Source organism: Pseudomonas sp. A214, assembly GCF_900156295.1.
GTDB classification, from domain to species: Bacteria; Pseudomonadota; Gammaproteobacteria; order Pseudomonadales; family Pseudomonadaceae; genus Aquipseudomonas; species Aquipseudomonas rhizophila.
Genome location: NZ_LT707062.1, coordinates 3,792,497 through 3,810,434, shown reverse-complemented (window position 1 = coordinate 3,810,434; position 17,938 = coordinate 3,792,497). Strand labels below are relative to the sequence as shown.

Below are 17,938 nucleotides of genomic sequence, written 5' to 3'. Positions count from 1 at the left end.
ACTCAAGATGAAATTTTCCCAGTTCTTCATTTCGCGGCCGATCTTCGCAGCGGTGCTTTCGCTGCTGATCCTGATCGCCGGCGCCATCTCACTGTTCCAGTTGCCGATCAGCGAATACCCGGAAGTCGTGCCGCCGACCGTGGTCGTGCGCGCCAACTTCCCGGGCGCCAACCCCAAGGTCATCGGCGAAACCGTAGCCGCGCCCCTGGAGCAAGCCATCACCGGCGTCGAGAACATGCTGTACATGTCCTCGCAATCCACCGCAGATGGCAAGATCACCCTCACCATCACCTTCGCGCTGGGCACCGACCTGGACAACGCCCAGGTGCAGGTGCAGAACCGCGTCACGCGGACTGAACCCAAGTTGCCGGAAGAAGTCACCCGGATCGGCATCACGGTGGACAAGGCATCGCCCGACCTGACCATGGTTGTGCACTTGACCTCGCCGGACCAGCGCTACGACATGCTTTACCTGTCCAACTATGCCCTGCTCAACATCAAGGATGAGCTGGCGCGCCTGGGCGGTGTGGGTGATGTGCAGCTATTCGGCATGGGGGACTATTCCCTGCGGGTCTGGCTTGACCCGAACAAGACTGCTTCGCGTAACCTGACCGCCACCGACGTGGTCACCGCCATCCGCGAACAGAACCGTCAGGTCGCCGCCGGTGCCCTGGGCGCGCCTCCGGCACCCAATGCCCAGGCATTCCAGCTCTCGATCAACACCCAGGGGCGCCTGGTGAATGAGGAAGAGTTCGAAAACATCATTATCCGTTCCGGCGAGGACGGTGAAATTACCCGCCTCAAAGACATCGCACGAGTGGAGTTGGGCTCCAGTCAATACGCCCTGCGCTCATTGCTCGACAACCAGCCGGCGGTGGCGATCCCGATCTTCCAGCGCCCCGGCTCCAACGCCATCCAGATTTCCAACGATGTTCGCGCCAAGATGGACGAACTCAAGCAGAACTTCCCGGCGGGAATGGACTACAGCATCGTCTATGACCCGACGATCTTCGTGCGCGGCTCCATCGAGGCGGTGGTTCACACCCTCTTCGAAGCGCTGATTCTCGTGGTACTGGTGGTGATCCTGTTCCTGCAGACCTGGCGCGCCTCGATCATTCCGCTGGTGGCCGTGCCGGTGTCGCTGATCGGTACGTTTGCCGTGATGCATCTGTTCGGCTTCTCGCTGAACGCGCTCTCGCTGTTCGGGCTGGTACTGGCGATCGGTATCGTGGTGGACGACGCCATCGTGGTGGTGGAGAACGTCGAACGCAACATCGGCTTGGGACTGACTCCGGTGGAAGCCACCAAACGCGCCATGGGCGAAGTGACCGGGCCGATCATCGCCACGGCACTGGTGTTGTGCGCGGTATTCGTACCGGCGGCGTTCATCAGTGGCTTGACTGGGCAGTTCTATAAGCAGTTCGCCTTGACCATTGCCATTTCCACGGTGATCTCGGCATTCAACTCCCTGACCCTGTCGCCAGCCCTGGCCGCAGTGCTGCTCAAGAGTCATGACGCGCCCAAGGACCGTTTTTCCAGGTTCCTGGACAAGATATTCGGTGGCTGGCTGTTCCGTCCGTTCAACCGCTTCTTCGACCGTGCCAGTCACAGCTACGTGGGCACAGTTGGCCGCGTGATCCGCAGCAGCGGCATCGCCCTGCTGGTGTACGCAGGCCTGATGGTGCTGACGTTCTTCGGGTTCTCCAACACCCCGACCGGTTTCGTACCCGGCCAGGACAAGCAATACCTGGTGGCCTTTGCCCAACTGCCGGATGCCGCGAGCCTGGACCGCACCGAAGACGTGATCAAGCGTATGTCGGACATGGCCCTCAAGCAGCCGGGCGTCGAAAGCGCCGTGGCCTTCCCTGGCCTGTCGATCAACGGCTTCACCAATAGTCCGAACGCCGGCATCGTGTTCGTCACCCTCAAGCCCTTCGACGAGCGCAAGGACCCCAGCATGTCTGCCGGGGCCATTGCCGGGGCCTTGAACGGCCAGTACTCGGAAATCCAGGAAGCCTACATGGCGATCTTCCCGCCGCCGCCGGTACAGGGCCTGGGCACGATCGGTGGTTTCCGTCTGCAAATCGAAGACCGGGGCAACCTGGGCTACGACGAGCTGTACAAAGAAACCATGAACATCATCACCAAGAGCCACAACGTGCCGGAACTGGCCGGGCTGTTCACCAGCTACACGGTGAACGTGCCGCAGGTCGATGCCGCCATCGATCGTGAAAAAGCCAAGACCCACGGCGTGGCCGTCAGTGACATCTTCGACACCCTGCAGATCTACCTGGGCTCGCTGTATGCCAACGACTTCAACCGCTTTGGCCGCACCTATCAGGTCAACGTTCAGGCCGAGCAACAGTTCCGCCTGGAGTCGGACCAGATTGGCCAGCTCAAGGTGCGCAACAACCGTGGCGAGATGATCCCGCTGGCGACCTTCATCAAGGTCAGCGACACCTCGGGACCTGACCGCGTAATGCACTACAACGGCTTCATCACTGCGGAAATCAACGGTGCCGCTGCCCCGGGCTACAGTTCCGGCCAGGCTGAAAAAGCCATCGAGAAACTGCTCAAGGACGAATTGCCCAACGGCATGACTTACGAGTGGACCGACCTGACGTACCAGCAGATTCTCTCGGGCAACACCGCGCTGTTCGTGTTCCCGCTCTGTGTCCTGCTGGCGTTCCTGGTGCTGGCGGCACAGTACGAAAGCTGGAGCTTGCCGCTGGCGGTGATCCTGATCGTACCGATGACCCTGCTGTCGGCCATTACCGGGGTAATTCTTTCCGGCGGCGACAACAACATCTTTACCCAGATCGGATTGATCGTACTGGTGGGGCTTGCCTGTAAGAACGCCATTCTGATCGTTGAGTTCGCCAAGGATAAACAGCTCGAGGGCATGAACCCCCTGGCTGCGGTGCTGGAGGCCTGCCGCCTGCGTCTGCGGCCGATCCTGATGACCTCCTTCGCGTTCATCATGGGCGTGGTGCCGTTGGTCTTCTCCAGCGGTGCAGGTGCTGAAATGCGCCATGCCATGGGTGTCGCGGTGTTCTCGGGCATGCTCGGGGTGACCTTCTTCGGTCTGCTGCTCACGCCAGTGTTCTATGTACTGATCCGCAACTTCGTCGAGCGCAGCGAGGCCCGCAAAGCGGCCCGGGCGTTGAAACTGGAGGCGCAACAATGAGTTTGAAAGTGTTTGTGCCGAGCCTGCTGGTACTGGCCTTGAGTGCTTGCGCCGTAGGCCCGGACTACAAGGCACCGCAAACGGAGGCGGCGAACATCACCACCGCCACCGACGGTGCCGCCGGCCAGAAGAATTTCGACCGTGCCCGTTTCGAAGGGATCTGGTGGCAGCAGTTCGAAGACCCGACGCTCAACGCGCTGGTCACCCGTTCCCTGGAGGGCAACCGCGAGTTACGCGTGGCGTTCGCCCGTTTGCGAGCAGCCCGAGCGATACGCGACGACGCCAGCAATGACGTCATGCCGACCATCACCAGCCGCGCCAGCAGCAACCTGGGCAAAGGCCAGATTCCGGGGCAGACCACCGACCGGGTCAGCACCGAACGCTATGACCTTGGCCTGGACATGGCCTGGGAGCTGGATCTGTTCGGACGCATCCAGCGCAACCTGGAAGCCACCGATGCCGATCAGCAGGCGGTCGAAGCCGATCTCTACCAGTTGCAGGTGACAATGATCGCCGAACTGGTGGACGCCTACGGTCAACTGCGCGGCGCCCAACTGCGGGAAAAAATCGCCCTGGCAAACCTCGAGAACCAGCAGGCGTCGCGCAAGATCACCGAAAGCCTGCGTGATGCCGGCGTCGGCGATCAGCTCGACGTGGTCCGTGCCGATGCGCGCCTGGCCTCGGTCGAAGCCAGCGTGCCGCAGTTGCAGGCCGAACAGGTACGCCAGCGCAACCGCATCGCTACCTTGCTGGGTGAGCGCCCGGACAAACTGAGTGTGGACCTGAGTCCCAAACAGCTTCCGGCCATCGCCAAGGCCCTGCCGATTGGCGATCCGGGTGAACTGTTGCAACGTCGCCCGGACATTCTCAGCGCCGAGCGCCAACTCGCTGCCGCCACCGCGCGCATTGGCGTGGCCAAGGCCGATCTGTTCCCACGGGTCAGCCTCAGCGGTTTCCTGGGCTTTACCGCCGGGCGCGGTTCGCAGATCGGCTCATCGGCGGCCAATGCCTGGGCGCTGGGGCCAAGCATCACCTGGGCTGCCTTCGATTTGGGCAGTGTGCGGGCGCGTCTGCGCGGTGCCGACGCTGAGGCGGACGGCGCCTTGGCGACCTACGAACAGCAAGTGCTGCTGGCCCTGGAGGAATCGGAAAATGCCTTCAGCGACTACGGCAAGCGCCAACAACGCCTGATTTCGCTGATCCGGCAGAGCGAATCGAGCCGAGCCGCCGCTGATCTGGCTGAAGTCCGCTATCGCGAAGGCACCGAGGATTTCCTCGTCCTGTTGGATGCCCAACGTGAGCGCCTGGCCGCCGAGGACACTCAGGCCCAGGCCGAAGTGGACCTGTATCGCGGCATTGTCGCGATCTACAAGGCCCTAGGCGGTGGCTGGCAACCGGAAACCGTAGCCAGCAACTGACCGACCTCATTCAACCGAGCTCCTTTGGTTGGCCGCAACCAACCAAATTTTCGCCCCGCCTCCCATGTTGGACGCGGGGCTTTTTTTGCCTGCTGCAAACGCCCGGTGGGAGCGAGCCTGCTCGCGATGGCGCTGGGTCAGTCAACTCAAATGCCAACTGATATACCGCTATCGCGAGCAGGCTCGCTCCCACCGGGTTATCTGCAGATTCTTTCAAGGTTTGACTCAAGCCCGCACCTGACCGAAGCTTGCGGCATTTCACGCTTCCTGGTTATGGACTACCTGCATGCCCTCGCCTCGCCGCTATCTGTTGCTCAGCCTGTCCGTCCTGTTGGTAATCGGTCTAGTCGCAATGTGGCTACGCAGCACCACGCCGCAAATTCCCGAGGCAATCAAGCGTGGCTACAGTGAAGCCCTTGAGCACGCACGCAATGGGCAGCCAGGGGCGGCGCGGATGCTCTATCAACAATTGGGTCGCCCGGACCTGTCGCCCAAGCGCCGGGTATGGCTGCACGCCGAGCTACCGAACTACCCAAGCCCCCAAGCCCTGAAACTGGCGGACGCGGACCTGCACAGCGAGTCGCCGGATGTGCGTCGAGCGGCCATCGGCAGCATCAGCGGGCTGGTGCCGACCGGCCAACGCAGCCTGTTGCTGGGGCCGTTGCTCGAAGATCAAGACCCAAGCGTCCGCTTCGCCGCAGTGAACGCGTTGCTGGGCCTATCGCCGGATGAGCTTGGTTTGTACTTCGGGCCTATGCAGCTTGTCATCGGTATGTGGGAGCAGATGCTTGAAGACGGTCCACCAACCGCCGAGTCCCACTATCAGCTGGCCCGGCTGCATCTGCATAACGCTGAACTGAAAAAGGCTCAGTTGGCGCTGGAACAAGTCCTGCGCCTGCAACCGGACAACCTGCCAGCGCTGGTCATGCAGATCGACGTGCTGGACAAACAGGGCCAGGCCGACGCTGCACGTCAATTGCTTGCCCAACAGTTGAAAAACCAGCCGGAGTCGGCTTATCTGCAACATGCATTGGGTCTGTGGCTGCTGCACCATGGCCAGGCGGAGTACGCGCTGCTTGGTTTGGCAAAAGCCGTGGAGCTTGAGCCCGAAAACCGACATTACCGTTATGACCTGGCAACCACCTTGTATGCCGAACAGGAACTGGAAGCGGCGCAGAAACAGTTACAGGAAATCGTCCAGCGCTACCCGGCTGATCGCAGGGCGCGGGTGCTGCTGATCAACTACTGGAAGGAGTCCGGGCAGTTGCAGAATGTGCAGATCCTGTTGGCGCAACTGGAGCAACTCAACCCCGATGATCCGGCGCTGCAGCAAGGCCTGTAGGCGTTTCCCCGATGCCAGAAAATTGAGCAGTACACCTCGTTTTATCAACGAAAGCGGAACCGTGATCACGGCAAAAGGTCAAGTGTTCAGGCAGTTCATTTTCAGGCGTACTCCAGCCTGCTGCCCACTTCCCTAGTCATGAGAGGGCTTTTTTTGTCTACATCTAACGAGTTGATCAGCGCTAAAGCCGCCACCGGTATCGAAGGGCTGGATGACATCCTTTCCGGTGGCTTGTCCCGCGGCCATGTGTTCCTGCTGGAAGGGGAACCCGGGACTGGCAAGACCACGGTCGCGTTGCAATTCCTCTTGGCCGGTGCCCAGGCCGGCGAACGTTCGTTGTACATCACCCTGTCGGAAACCGAGCGTGAGTTGCGCCAGGGCGCGGCGTCCCACGGTTGGATGATCGACGAAAACGTGCATATCTTCGAGCTTACCCCTCCTGAGAGCCTGCTCAACGCCGAGCATCAGCAAAGCCTGCTGTACTCCTCGGACCTGGAGCTGGGGGAAGCGACCCGGCAGATTTTCGAGGTGGTCGAGCGGGTCAAGCCGACCCGGGTGGTGCTCGACAGCCTGTCGGAGATTCGCCTGCTGGCGCAAAGCTCACTGCGCTATCGCCGGCAGATTCTGGCGATCAAGCATTACTTTGTGCGCTACGACGCCACGGTACTGCTGCTCGATGACCTGACCACCGAGTCCCTGGACAAGACCGTGCACAGCGTCGCCCATGGGGTGATTCGCCTGGAAGAACTGACACCCAATTACGGCGCCGAGCGGCGACGCATTCGGGTAGTCAAGTATCGCGGGCAGAAATACCGTGGCGGCTTTCACGACTTCACCATCATGGGCGACGGCATTCATGTCTTCCCACGCTTGGTAGCCGCCGAACACCGCGGGCAATACCTGCGCCAACAACTGTCCAGCGGACTCGATGGCGTGGACGCCTTGCTGGGCGGCGGCATCGAGACAGGCTCCAGCACCTTGATCCTGGGCCCGGCCGGCACCGGCAAGTCGCTGATTTCGATGATTTTCGCTGCAGCCGCCGTGCAGCGTGGCGAAAAAGCCGCGCTGTTCATCTTCGATGAAGAATTGGGCTTGCTGTTCGAGCGCATGAGGAACGTCGGTATCGACCTGGAAGCGCTGAGACGAACCGGCAACCTGGTGATCGAACAGGTGGACGCCGCTGAGCTGTCTCCCGGTGAGTTCTCCCATCGGGTACGCCGTTGCGTCGATGAAGGTAACATCAAGACGGTCGTGATCGACAGTATCAATGGCTACCAGGCCGCCATGCCGGAAGAAAACGCCTTGGTGCTGCACGTACATGAACTGCTGCTCTACCTGAACCGCAGGGGCGCTGCGACCTTCATGACCGTTGCGCAACACGGTCTGGTGGGCGATATGCAGGCCCCGGTGGACATTACCTACCTGGCCGACACGGTGATTCTGTTGCGTTATTTCGAAGCGCTGGGCAAAGTTCGTCGAGCGATCTCCATCATCAAGAAACGCACCGGTAGCCATGAATCCACTATTCGCGAATACCGCATCAGCAGCGAGGGCATGACCATCGGCGAGCCGCTGGAAGCATTCCAGGGGGTATTGCGTGGGGTGCCGAACTATATGGGAGCGGATAATCCGTTGCTCAAGGATGATCAACAGTGACGCTGGTCGAGCCCCTGTCGGAGCGGGCGTTGATCCTCGCACCGCTGGGGCGCGACAGCCAGATCGCCCTGATGATCCTGCGCGAAGCCGGCTTCGGCGGCCTTATCTGCCAGCATCTGGGCCACTTGTGCGAAGAGCTGGAGCACGGCGCCGGCCTGTTGGTGATTTCCTCCGAAGCCCTGGTCGGGCCGGAGCTGGAAACGCTGTTGTTGCATATCGAAGAGCAACCGGCCTGGTCAGACTTGCCAATCGTATTGTTGACCCACCACGGCGGGCCGGAACAGAACCCGGCGGCGCGTATCGGCACTCAGTTGGGCAACGTAACGTTCCTCGAGCGCCCTTTTCACCCAATAACCCTGGTCAGCGTGGTCACCACCGCCCTGCGGGGCCGGCGCAGGCAATATGAAGCCCGAGACCGGCTGATCGACCTGAGCAACAGCGAGCTGCGCCTGCAAACCACCCTGGAGACCCTTGAGCAACAAGTGGAAGAACGCACGGCCCAACTGCGCCACAACGAAGAGGCCTTGCGCCAGTCGCAAAAAATGGAAGCGGTCGGGCAACTCACGGGGGGGATCGCCCATGACTTCAACAACATGCTCACCGGGATCATCGGCAGCCTCGAACTGTTGCGCCGGCGCCTGGCCCGAGGCCGCACCGAGGATCTGGACAGCCTGATCGACCTGGGGGTGACATCGGCCAATCGCGCAGCCGGCCTGACGCATCGTTTGCTGGCCTTCTCCCGCCGCCAATCGCTGGACTCAAAAGCGGTGCAGATGAATACCCTGGTGCTGTCCATGGGCGAGCTGCTGCAGCGCAGCCTCAACGAGAGTATCCGGCTGGACATGGAACTGGACGACCAGCTCTGGATCGCCGAAGCCGACCCAAACCAACTGGAAAGCGCCCTACTCAACTTGGTACTCAACGCTCGGGACGCAATGCCCGACGGTGGGCAACTGGTGGTCAAGACGCTCAATCAACACCTGGATGCCGACTTCACCCAGGCTTATACCAACCTGGAGCCGGGCGATTACGTCGTGCTGAGTGTGCAGGATTCCGGTTGCGGAATGCCCGAAGCGGTCATCAATCGTGCGTTCGACCCGTTTTTCACCACCAAGCCGATCGGCCAGGGCACCGGGCTGGGCTTGTCGATGATCTATGGGTTCAGTAAGCAGTCGCGTGGTCACGTGACGATTGACAGTGAAGTCGGCAAAGGCACAACCGTGAGCCTCTATCTGCCGCGTTTCGTCGGTGAAGAGGTTCACGAACCACGGGTCGATACACAACACGCTCCGTACGCACAAGACGGTGAGACCGTGCTGATCGTCGAGGACGACCCGGCGGTGCGGGTGCTGGTCAGCGCCGTACTGAGCGAGCTGGGTTATGCCTTCGTCGAAGCAGCCGATGCTGACGGCGCGGTGCCGATCCTTCAGTCAAGCCAGCGCATCGATCTGCTGATCAGTGACGTGGGCTTGCCAGGCATGAACGGCAGGCAACTGGCGGAAATCGGCCGGCAGATTCGCCCGGACCTGCGGGTGCTGTTCATCACCGGGTATGCTGAGCATGCGGCGGTGCGCGGCGGCTTCCTGGACCCAGGCATGCAGATGATCACCAAACCGTTCACCTTTGACCTGTTGACGGCCAAGGTGCGGGAGATGATCAAGGTTTGAGGCAATGCCCGGATATCAGCCGACCGTGCGCCCGTGATCAAGGATTTTGTGGCAGCAAAGCCTGCTCCCACAAAATCCCGCCCTGCACCCTGCTTTTACAGGCCTAGGACAACATCGTCCGCATCATGTCCTGCAGCACATCCAGGTCGAACGGTTTGCCCAGGATCGGCGCCTTGCGGGTGATGGGGCTGTCGGTGTCGCGCACTTCCTGGGCATAACCGCTGATAAAGATGACTTTCAGGTCGGGTCGCAACCGGACCGCCGGTTCAGCGATCTGCACGCCGGTGATACCACCGGGCAGGCGGAAGTCGGTGATCATCATGTCCAGGTGGGGCTTGCTGGCGAGGATCTCGAACGCCTGCTCACCGTTTTCGGCCTGCAGCACTCGATACCCCTCGCCCGACAGGTAGGCCGACAACACCATCAGGATCGACGGGTCATCCTCGACGATCAGTACAACGTCTTGCGCATCTTCACTCATGAGAAGCCTTTGTTCGATCAATAGCTGCTGATACGACCGTAGGGTCACTCAGAGGTTGCGTCTGTTCGACGGTTTTGGCCAGGACCGTTTTCTGCAAAGGCAGGCAGACGCGAAACAACGCCCCTTCATTGAGGCGGCTATTGACCGTAATAGTACCGCCATGGGCGGTCACAATCTGCTCGGAGATGAATAGCCCCAGGCCCAGACCGGATGCGACGGCTTTGGACGACACCCGCTCGAACTGCTGGAAGATGCGCTGCTGGTTTTCCTCGCTGATGCCGATACCGTGATCCTGGACTTCGACGCAAGCATGGTCAGGCGTTTTGTAGACGCGCACCTCGATCGGGCTTTTCCCGCCGTAGCGCAAGGCGTTGGTCAGCAGGTTCGACACCACTTGTTCGATACGAAACTCATCCCACTGTCCCTCCACCGACGGCTCGGTCGAGCACGTCAATGTGCATTCGGCCGCCGCGATCTGCGGCTGGAAGTTGCGCAGCAGGTTTTCAACCAGTGTCGTCAGGTTGAAGCGGCTTGGCCGAATGGACAATTTGCCAGTACGAATCCGCGACACGTCGAGCATGTCCTCGATCAGCCGGATCAGGCTCTTGATCTGGCGCTCGTCGCGTTCAACCATCGCTTGCACCTTATCCAGGCTGAAGGCGGCGGCGTTGTCCCGGGCCAGGTGCATCTTGCGCAGTTGCGTCTCGAGAATCAGGCCGTTGAGAGGCGTACGGACCTCGTGGGCAACGATCGACATGAAGTCATCACGCATGCGAACCGCCTGTTCCAGCTCGCTGCGAGTAGCCTGCAACTGCTGCAACAAGGCCTCCTGCTCGCGGCGGCTCTCCTGCAGTGCTATGACCTGCTCCTTCATCGCCTTTCTCTGGCGATACAGCTCGACGAACACATTGACCTTGCTTTTGACGGCGTGGTTGTCCAGCGGCTTGTGCAGGAAGTCCACCGCGCCACTTTCATAGCCGGTGAAGGCATAGTTGCGCTCACGGCCGGCGGCGCTGACAAAGATGATAGGAATGCTGCGGGTCTTCTCCGTGCCGCGCATCAGCTCGGCCAGTTCAAAGCCGTTCATTCCCGGCATCTGTACATCGATGATGGCCAGGGCAAAGTCGTGTTGCAGCAGCAAGGACAGCGCCTCATCGGCCGACAGCGCTTTGAAAACCTGGCGGCCGTCGAGTTTGATCAGCGCTTCCAGGGCCAACAGATTTTCTGGCAGATCGTCGACGATCAGCAGTTTGGCTTGAATATCTCTTGGCATGTGGTTCATTCCAGAGCGGCCAACAATTGGCCGATGCCTTGCAAAGTGAGGATATGGTCGGGCTCTTGCAGGGCAAGTGCTGCTTCGGGCATGGTCGAAACCTGGGCTTCGCCGGGGTCCTGGACCACCGTTATTCCACCCAGCTCCCGGACCTTGGCCAGGCCCTGGGCACCGTCGTTGTTGGCGCCGGTCAGCACTACCGCCAGCAGGTTCGGACCGAAGGCGTCGGCGGCGGATTCGAACAGCACATCTATCGACGGCCGCGAATGGTGCACCGGTTCCTCCAGGCTCAACGAAAGACTGCGGTCGGCCTCGACCGACAGGTGATAGCCGGGTGTGGCTACATACAAAGTGCCCGGTTGAATGTTCTGCTTGTCCTGAGCTTCCTGCACCGGTATCGCCAGACGATGGCCGAAGACCTGGGCCATCTGGCTGTCACGCTCATCGGGCAGATGCAACACGACCAGAATGGGGACGCCGAAGCCCTTTGGCAGTTGCCCGAAGACTTTGAGCAGCGCTTCGACGCCGCCGGCGGATGCACCGACGACAATGGCTTGAATGGGCGATCTGGATCTGTGCATCGTCTGGTTCATAACTTGCGATAGATCCGTTCCTGTTTGACCAACGGCTCGAATTGCTTGCCGAAAGACGAAAAATCCAGTGTTTCTTTGCTGCCCAGTACCAGGAAACCACGGTGACAGAGGGACTCATGGAACAATCCGAACGCGCGATCTTGCAGCTTTTTGTTAAAGTATATCAAGACGTTACGACATGAAATTAACTGAGTTTCTGAGAATACGCTATCAGTCGCCAAGCTGTGATCGGCAAAGGTCACGTTCTCGCGCAGGGTTTTGTCGAACATCGCGTAATCGTAGGCGGCGGTGTAGTAATCGGCAAATGATCGCCGCCCTCCCGCGCGCTGATAATTCTGGGTGTAGGCCCGTACGTTCTCGAGCGAAAAAATGCCCTGCTTGGCTTTTTCCAGGGAGCGCGGATTGATGTCGGTGGCATAAATCAGCGTACGGTCCAGCAGCCCTTCCTCGCGCAGCAGGATCGCCATGGAATAGACCTCCTCCCCGGTACTGCAACCGGCGATCCAGATCTTGATCGAAGGATAGGTCTTGAGCAGCGGCACCACTTCTTCGCGGATCGCCAGGAAATGCGACGGGTCGCGAAACATCTCACTGACAGGGATCGTCAACAGTTGCAGCAGTTGCATGAACATGCCCGGGTCGTGCAACACGCGCTCCTGCAGTGCCGAGATGGTCTTGCACTCGAACTGGCTCAGCGCGTGCTGGACCCGGCGCTTGATGGAGGCGCCGGAATAGTCCCGAAAATCGTAGCTGTACTTGAGGTAGATCGCGTCGATCAACAAACGGATTTCAATGTCAGTGTTACGTTCCACTAAATTCTTTCCATATTCGGCAACCACACGCGAATCAGCGAGAACAGACGATCCAGATCGATCGGCTTGGCCAGGTAATCGTTGGAACCGGCCGCCAGGCAGCGCTCCTGATCATCCTTCATGGCCTTGGCCGTCACGGCAATGATGGGCAGCTTGCGCCAGCGCGGGTCCTTGCGGATCAGCGCGGTGGCCTCGAAACCGTCCATCTCCGGCATCATCACATCCATCAGCACCAGGTCGATGTCGTCGACTTCGTTCAGACGCTCGATCGCTTCATAGCCGTTACGGCCGATGACGACGATCGCCCCCTTGGCCTCCAGGGCACTGGTCAGGGCGAAAATGTTGCGCACATCATCGTCCACCAGCAGCACTTTACGGCCCTCGAAAACCTTGTCGCGGCTGCGGGCGGTCCTGAGCATCCGCTGCCGTTCATGGGACAACCGGGATTCGACTTTGTGCAGAAAAAGTGTCACTTCGTCCAGCAACCGCTCCGGCGAACGGGCGCCCTTGATGATGATCGAGCGTGAATACTTGCGCAGTTCGGCTTCTTCATCGCGGGTCAGGTTGCGTCCGGTGTAGACGATCACGGGCGGGAATGAGCAGATATCTTCGGTGGACATGCGCTTGAGCAGGTCATTGCCCAGCATGTCAGGCAGCTTCAGGTCGATGATCATGCAGTCGTAGGCGTTGCTTCGCAGCAGGTCCAGGGCTTGCTGCGCCAGGCCGACAGCGGTGATCTCGATGTCATCGTCACCGATCAGCCGGGTGATGCTGTCGCGTTGCAAATCATCGTCCTCCACCAGCAGCACCCGCTTGACCTTCTGGGTCAGCTTGGCTTCCAGGCGGGCGAATACCTCCTTGAGTTCTTCGCGAGAGGTCGGCTTGACCGCATAGCCGACGGCGCCCATGTGCATCGCGGCTTCTACACGATCCTCGACGGAAATCACGTGTACCGGGATGTGCCGGGTTCCAGGTTGCTCCTTGAGCCGCTGCAACACCGTCAATCCGGAGTGATCCGGCAGGCGCATGTCCAGCAGGATTGCATCGGGGCTCAATTGCGAAGCCAGGTCGAAGCCTTCATCGGCACCTTGGGCCACCAGGCATTGGTAACCGAGTTCGTGGGCCAGGTCGAACAGGATCCGGGCAAAGCTGGGCTCGTCTTCGATCACCAGAATGCAGCGGGTGTTGAACGGTGCCTTGTCGCGGTCATCGGCGAAGGGGGCGACGGGCACATCGACCTGGGCGATCAGCGGAGCGCTGACGGGTTCAGGGGGCGCGGGTGGCGCCATTGTGGTGGTCGCAGTGAATATCCCCGGTTCTACCAGCGGCTCACCCGACTCGACATAGCGTTCTGGCAATACCAGCGTAAACACACTGCCCTGCCCCGGTTCGCTGGAGACAGAAATCGAGCCGCCGAGCAAGGTGGCCAGGTCACGGGAAATCGACAGGCCCAAACCGGTCCCACCGTACCGGCGATTCGTAGTGCCATCGGCCTGGCGGAAGGCTTCAAAGATGCTTTGTTGCTGATCGGCGGCGATGCCGATTCCTGAGTCCCGCACCATGAACGCGATGCCCGCCCCGGCCTGGCCGGCCACCGTCAGGCATACCGTGCCTTTCTCGGTGAACTTGATGGCGTTGGACAGCAGGTTCTTGAGTACCTGCTCCAGACGCTGGCGGTCGGTATACAGCATGGCCGGGGCGTCGGGCAGCAGTTGCACCTCGAAGCTCAGGCCTTTTTCCGTCGCCAGGGGCATGAACATGTCACGCAAGCCTTCCACCAGGCGCGTCACGCCGGTGTTCTCCGGACGCACTTCCAGTTTCCCGGCCTCGACCTTGGAAATGTCGAGAATGTCATTGATCAGGTTCAGCAGATCGTTACCGGCGGAATAGATCGACTCGGCAAATTTCACCTGTTCTTCGTTGAGGTTCTGCTGCGGATTCTCCGCCAGCAGCTTGGACAGGATCAGTGAGCTGTTGAGCGGTGTACGCAGTTCATGGGACATGTTCGCCAGGAACTCGGACTTGTATTTGCTCGAACGCTGCAACTCTTCGGCGCGTTCCTGCAACTGGATCTGCGCCAGGTTCAGCTCGCTGTTCTTCTGGTCCATGGCATCGCGTTGTTCAGCCAGTTGCTCGTTGGTCTGCTCCAGTTCCTGTTGTTGGGCTTCCAGATGCGCCTGGGACTCCTTGAGGATGCGTGACTGCTCTTCCAGCTCTTCGTTGGCGGTCCGGAGTTCTTCCTGCTGAACTTGCAGTTCTTCGTTCAACTGTTGGGTTTCGGCGAGGACTTCCTGCAAACGCTGCCGGTAACGGGCCGCTTCGATGGAGGTGCCAATATTGCCGGCCACCAGTTCCAGCAGTTCGATATCGCGATCGGTCACAGGTCGCAGGAAGCCCAGTTCGACAACGCCGTTGATCCGGTCATCGTCACTGGTGGGCATGACCAGTACGCTGTTGGGCAACCCCTGGCCCAACCCCGAACTGACTTTCAGGTAGTCGTCGGGCACGTCATCCAGGCGGATGAGTCGCGCCTGTTGGACCGCCTGGCCAGCGATGCCTTCGCCGACAACGATCACCTGTTGCTGTTGCTCTTCATCCTCTCGGGACATGCCGTAGGTGGCGACGCGCCTGAGCAGGCCGCTTTCTTCCCGCGCATACAGTGCGGCCACTACAGCGCCCATGTATTGGGCACAGAACTGCAGGATGTTGCGTCCCAGCAGGTTCAACGTCAGTTGCCCCAGAACCTGCTCGGCCAGTAGCGTCTGGCCATTGCGCAGCCAGGCCTGTTTTTCCAGATGCAAAGCACTCTGCTGCTGGACCTTCAGGCTGGCGCTGTAATTGTTGGACAGCCCCAACAGATCCCGGCGCCCGACATAGGCCAGCAAGCCGCTGACGGCGGCCACGAACAACAGGTACAGAGCGATGCTCCACAGGGTGGTGGTGCGCACCTGGTCGTTGCGTTCGGCACGCAGATGCTGCTCGGATTCGACGATATCCTCGTAGGTCTTGCGTATTTCATCGGTCAAGCGCTTGCCACGCCCGGCCTTCACCGCTCCCCGGTAATCGCCACTGCTGCGTTGCAGGTCGATCATGCTTTGCGCGTAGTTGGCCCACTCCACCTGGAGCGCTTGCACTTTATGCAGACGGTCGGTCTGGATCGGGTTGTCGGCTGTCAATTCCAACAATGTCTCCAGGGCGACGGCGATACGCGGTTTGGCCACTTCATAGGGGTCGAGGAAATGCTCGTCGCCCGTCAGGAGGTAGCCGCGCATGCCGGTTTCCAGATCCACGCTCAGCTTGAGCGCTTCATTGGCATTATTGATCACCCGATCGGTATGCCCGACCCATTGGATCACCGACAGCAGATAGGTGATCAGCACAATGAAAAACACCGCGCTGAGGGCGCCCATGCCCAGTGGCAGGCTGATATTGCGGCTCAGGAGCTTGCGAAAACTTTGCTCGTCAACCGAAGACGAAGGAGTCATGGAATAAGCCTTGGTGGACAGTTGAAAACCGTGGAGTTTGCCGAAAAATACCGGTTGGATCCACATTCTGACGGGGCAAAGGCGCAAACTCCACGAAAAGCCTGAGGAAGCGACGATCCTTGTCAGCTCTTGTACTATAGATCCTTTCTTGTACAACCCAGGGAACTTGTGCCCCCTCGCTACTTACTCATGCATAAGGCCGTTTTTTGGCACACCTCCCCAACCCAATCCCCTGAGAATGTCTACCATGCACAACCCCGCTCCTGATACCCAGCCAACCATTCTGGTAGTCGAAGACGACGACATCGTACGTATGTTGATTGTCGACGTGCTGGAAGAGCTGGAATACCAGGTACTGGAAGCGGACGGCTGCGAACAGGCCTTGGCGTATCTGCGTAACGATGCGCAGCCCATCGCCCTGATGATGACCGATGTCGGCCTGCCGGTGATGGACGGTCGCGAGCTGGCCAAGCAGGCCCGATCGGCTCGGCCTCAGTTACCCATTCTGTTTGCCAGCGGTTACGCCGAAAGCATCGATGTGCCTGAAGGCATGGCGGTGATTGGCAAGCCTTTTTCCATCGATCAGTTGCGCGACAAGGTCAACGGCATTCTTTCTTGAGCCTGACGCAATTGTTGGTCACTATCGGCGCCCCGCGCTGATAGCGCCCACGTCGATTCGTTCCAAGGAAGCACCCGCTCATGCGTCAACCCACCGCCACCAAGGTCCTGGTTATCGGCTATGTCTGGCCCGAGCCGCGTTCATCGGCTGCCAGCGGGCACGTCATGCAGATCCTCGAAGCCTTCCTTGGGCAAGGCTGGGACATCACCTTCAGCAGTCCCGCGGGCCCTGGCGAGAACCGTGCCGACCTGATCGCGCTGGGGATCGGCGAAGTGCCGATCGAGCTCAACAGCAGCAGTTTCGATACATTCATCGCTGAACTGGCCCCGGATATCGTGTTGTTCGACCAGTTCATGATGGAAGAACAGTTCGGCTGGCGGGTCGAGAAACACTGCCCCGGCGCCCTTCGGGTGCTGGAGACGTCCGATTTGCAAAGCCTGCGCCACGCCCGGCATCAGCGGCTCAAGGATCGGTTGAAGAAGGATGACGTTTCCCAGGATTTCAGCGATCTGTTTGCGCAGGACCTGCCTCAAGCGTTCGAGTTGATGGCCGGCACCGACCTGGCCAAGCGGGAAATCGCCGCCCTGTACCGGTGCGACCTGAGCCTGATGGTGTCCGAAGTCGAGATCGAGTTGCTGGTAGAGCACTTCAAACTGCCCCGCAACCTCTTGCATTGGTGCCCACTGATGCTGGACCTGCCGAGCGAAGCACGCGTGCCGTTCGAAGACCGGGCGCATTTCCTCAGCATCGGCAATTTCCGCCACGCGCCGAACTGGGACGCCGTGCTCTGGATGAAAAACGCCATTTGGCCATTGATCCGCCAACAGCTGCCTGATGCGCAACTGCACCTGTATGGCGCCTACACCCCGCCCAAGGCTGCGGCGCTGCACAACGCGGCCCAAGGGTTTCACATCATGAATTGGGCCGAGGATGCGCTGCAGGTCATGTCGGCGGCACGTGTCTGTCTGGCGCCGTTGCGTTTCGGTGCCGGCATCAAGGGCAAGCTGATCGATGCCATGCTGTGCGGCACACCCAATGTCACCACACCCATCGGCGCAGAAGCCATGCACGGTGAAATGCCCTGGCCCGGAGCGATTGCCCAAAGCGCCGAAGATATCGCCCACGCCGCTGTGCAGTTGTACCGCGAGCAGAGCCTTTGGACCCGCGCCCGGGATGACGGCCTGGCGCTGCTGGCGGACCGTTACCGCCGACAGGTCCACGCCCCGGCGCTGATCGATTGCCTCGAAGCCTGTCGCGCCGACCTTGAGCAACGGCGCCGGGATAACTTCACCGGCAGCATGTTGCGTCATCACCAGCACAAGAGCACTCAATACATGTCCCAGTGGATTGAGGAGAAGAACCGCAACAGTCAGGCCGGAAGCGTTACGGGGTAGCACCCGTGCGG

12 protein-coding genes are annotated in these 17,938 nt (G+C 60.2%); 7 read left to right on the top strand and 5 right to left on the bottom strand.

The window, feature by feature from the left end; genetic code table 11:
* The first annotated feature begins 7 nt into the window (after nucleotides 1-7).
* The 5 genes from BW979_RS17035 (at nucleotide 8) to BW979_RS17015 (ending at nucleotide 9,270) form a co-directional block, all read left to right on the top strand.
* A complete protein-coding gene (locus tag BW979_RS17035; RefSeq protein WP_047229097.1) occupies nucleotides 8-3,187 on the top strand; it encodes an efflux RND transporter permease subunit in 3,180 nt (1,059 codons plus the stop codon).
* The gene (locus BW979_RS17030; protein WP_076384607.1) at nucleotides 3,184-4,605 is read left to right on the top strand and encodes an efflux transporter outer membrane subunit; all 1,422 of its coding nucleotides are present in this window, start codon (nucleotides 3,184-3,186) and stop codon (nucleotides 4,603-4,605) included. Before BW979_RS17035 ends, BW979_RS17030 begins: the two co-directional genes overlap by 4 nt.
* A gap of 286 nt (nucleotides 4,606-4,891) precedes the next feature.
* The gene (locus BW979_RS17025) at nucleotides 4,892-5,947 is read left to right on the top strand and encodes a HEAT repeat domain-containing protein (protein ID WP_076384605.1); all 1,056 of its coding nucleotides are present in this window, start codon (nucleotides 4,892-4,894) and stop codon (nucleotides 5,945-5,947) included.
* A gap of 153 nt (nucleotides 5,948-6,100) precedes the next feature.
* Nucleotides 6,101-7,603 carry an ATPase domain-containing protein gene (locus BW979_RS17020; protein WP_076384603.1) on the top strand — a complete coding sequence of 501 codons (1,503 nt, stop codon included), beginning with the start codon at nucleotides 6,101-6,103 and terminating at the stop codon, nucleotides 7,601-7,603.
* Nucleotides 7,600-9,270 (top strand): ATP-binding protein, encoded by a 1,671-nt coding sequence (locus BW979_RS17015; protein ID WP_047229101.1) that lies wholly within the window; start codon nucleotides 7,600-7,602, stop codon nucleotides 9,268-9,270. Before BW979_RS17020 ends, BW979_RS17015 begins: the two co-directional genes overlap by 4 nt.
* A 103-nt stretch (nucleotides 9,271-9,373) precedes the next feature.
* Here the strand turns inward: BW979_RS17015 and BW979_RS17010 are convergent, their stop codons facing one another.
* The 5 genes from BW979_RS17010 to BW979_RS16990 are packed head-to-tail and all read right to left on the bottom strand — an operon-like array spanning nucleotide 9,374 to nucleotide 15,914.
* The gene (locus BW979_RS17010) at nucleotides 9,374-9,751 is read right to left on the bottom strand and encodes a response regulator (protein WP_047229102.1); all 378 of its coding nucleotides are present in this window, start codon (nucleotides 9,749-9,751) and stop codon (nucleotides 9,374-9,376) included.
* Complete coding sequence (locus tag BW979_RS17005; RefSeq protein WP_047229103.1) at nucleotides 9,744-11,024, bottom strand: hybrid sensor histidine kinase/response regulator; 1,281 nt, start codon at nucleotides 11,022-11,024, stop codon at nucleotides 9,744-9,746. The genes BW979_RS17010 and BW979_RS17005 overlap by 8 nt, the downstream gene beginning before the upstream one ends.
* A 5-nt stretch (nucleotides 11,025-11,029) precedes the next feature.
* Nucleotides 11,030-11,617, bottom strand: coding sequence for a chemotaxis protein CheB (locus BW979_RS17000; protein ID WP_047229104.1), 588 nt, complete (start codon nucleotides 11,615-11,617; stop codon nucleotides 11,030-11,032).
* Complete coding sequence (locus BW979_RS16995; RefSeq protein WP_047229105.1) at nucleotides 11,614-12,429, bottom strand: CheR family methyltransferase; 816 nt, start codon at nucleotides 12,427-12,429, stop codon at nucleotides 11,614-11,616. Before BW979_RS16995 ends, BW979_RS17000 begins: the two co-directional genes overlap by 4 nt.
* On the bottom strand, nucleotides 12,429-15,914 hold the full coding sequence (locus BW979_RS16990; RefSeq protein WP_076386644.1) for a response regulator: 3,486 nt from the start codon (nucleotides 15,912-15,914) through the stop codon (nucleotides 12,429-12,431). Before BW979_RS16990 ends, BW979_RS16995 begins: the two co-directional genes overlap by 1 nt.
* Nucleotides 15,915-16,161: 247 nt before the next feature.
* On the opposite strand from BW979_RS16990, the gene BW979_RS16985 reads away from it, so the two are divergent.
* On the top strand, nucleotides 16,162-16,533 hold the full coding sequence (locus BW979_RS16985) for a response regulator (protein ID WP_047229106.1): 372 nt from the start codon (nucleotides 16,162-16,164) through the stop codon (nucleotides 16,531-16,533).
* An 80-nt stretch (nucleotides 16,534-16,613) separates the two neighbouring features.
* Complete coding sequence (locus tag BW979_RS16980) at nucleotides 16,614-17,927, top strand: glycosyltransferase (RefSeq protein ID WP_076384601.1); 1,314 nt, start codon at nucleotides 16,614-16,616, stop codon at nucleotides 17,925-17,927.
* Nucleotides 17,928-17,938: the final 11 nt, after the last annotated feature.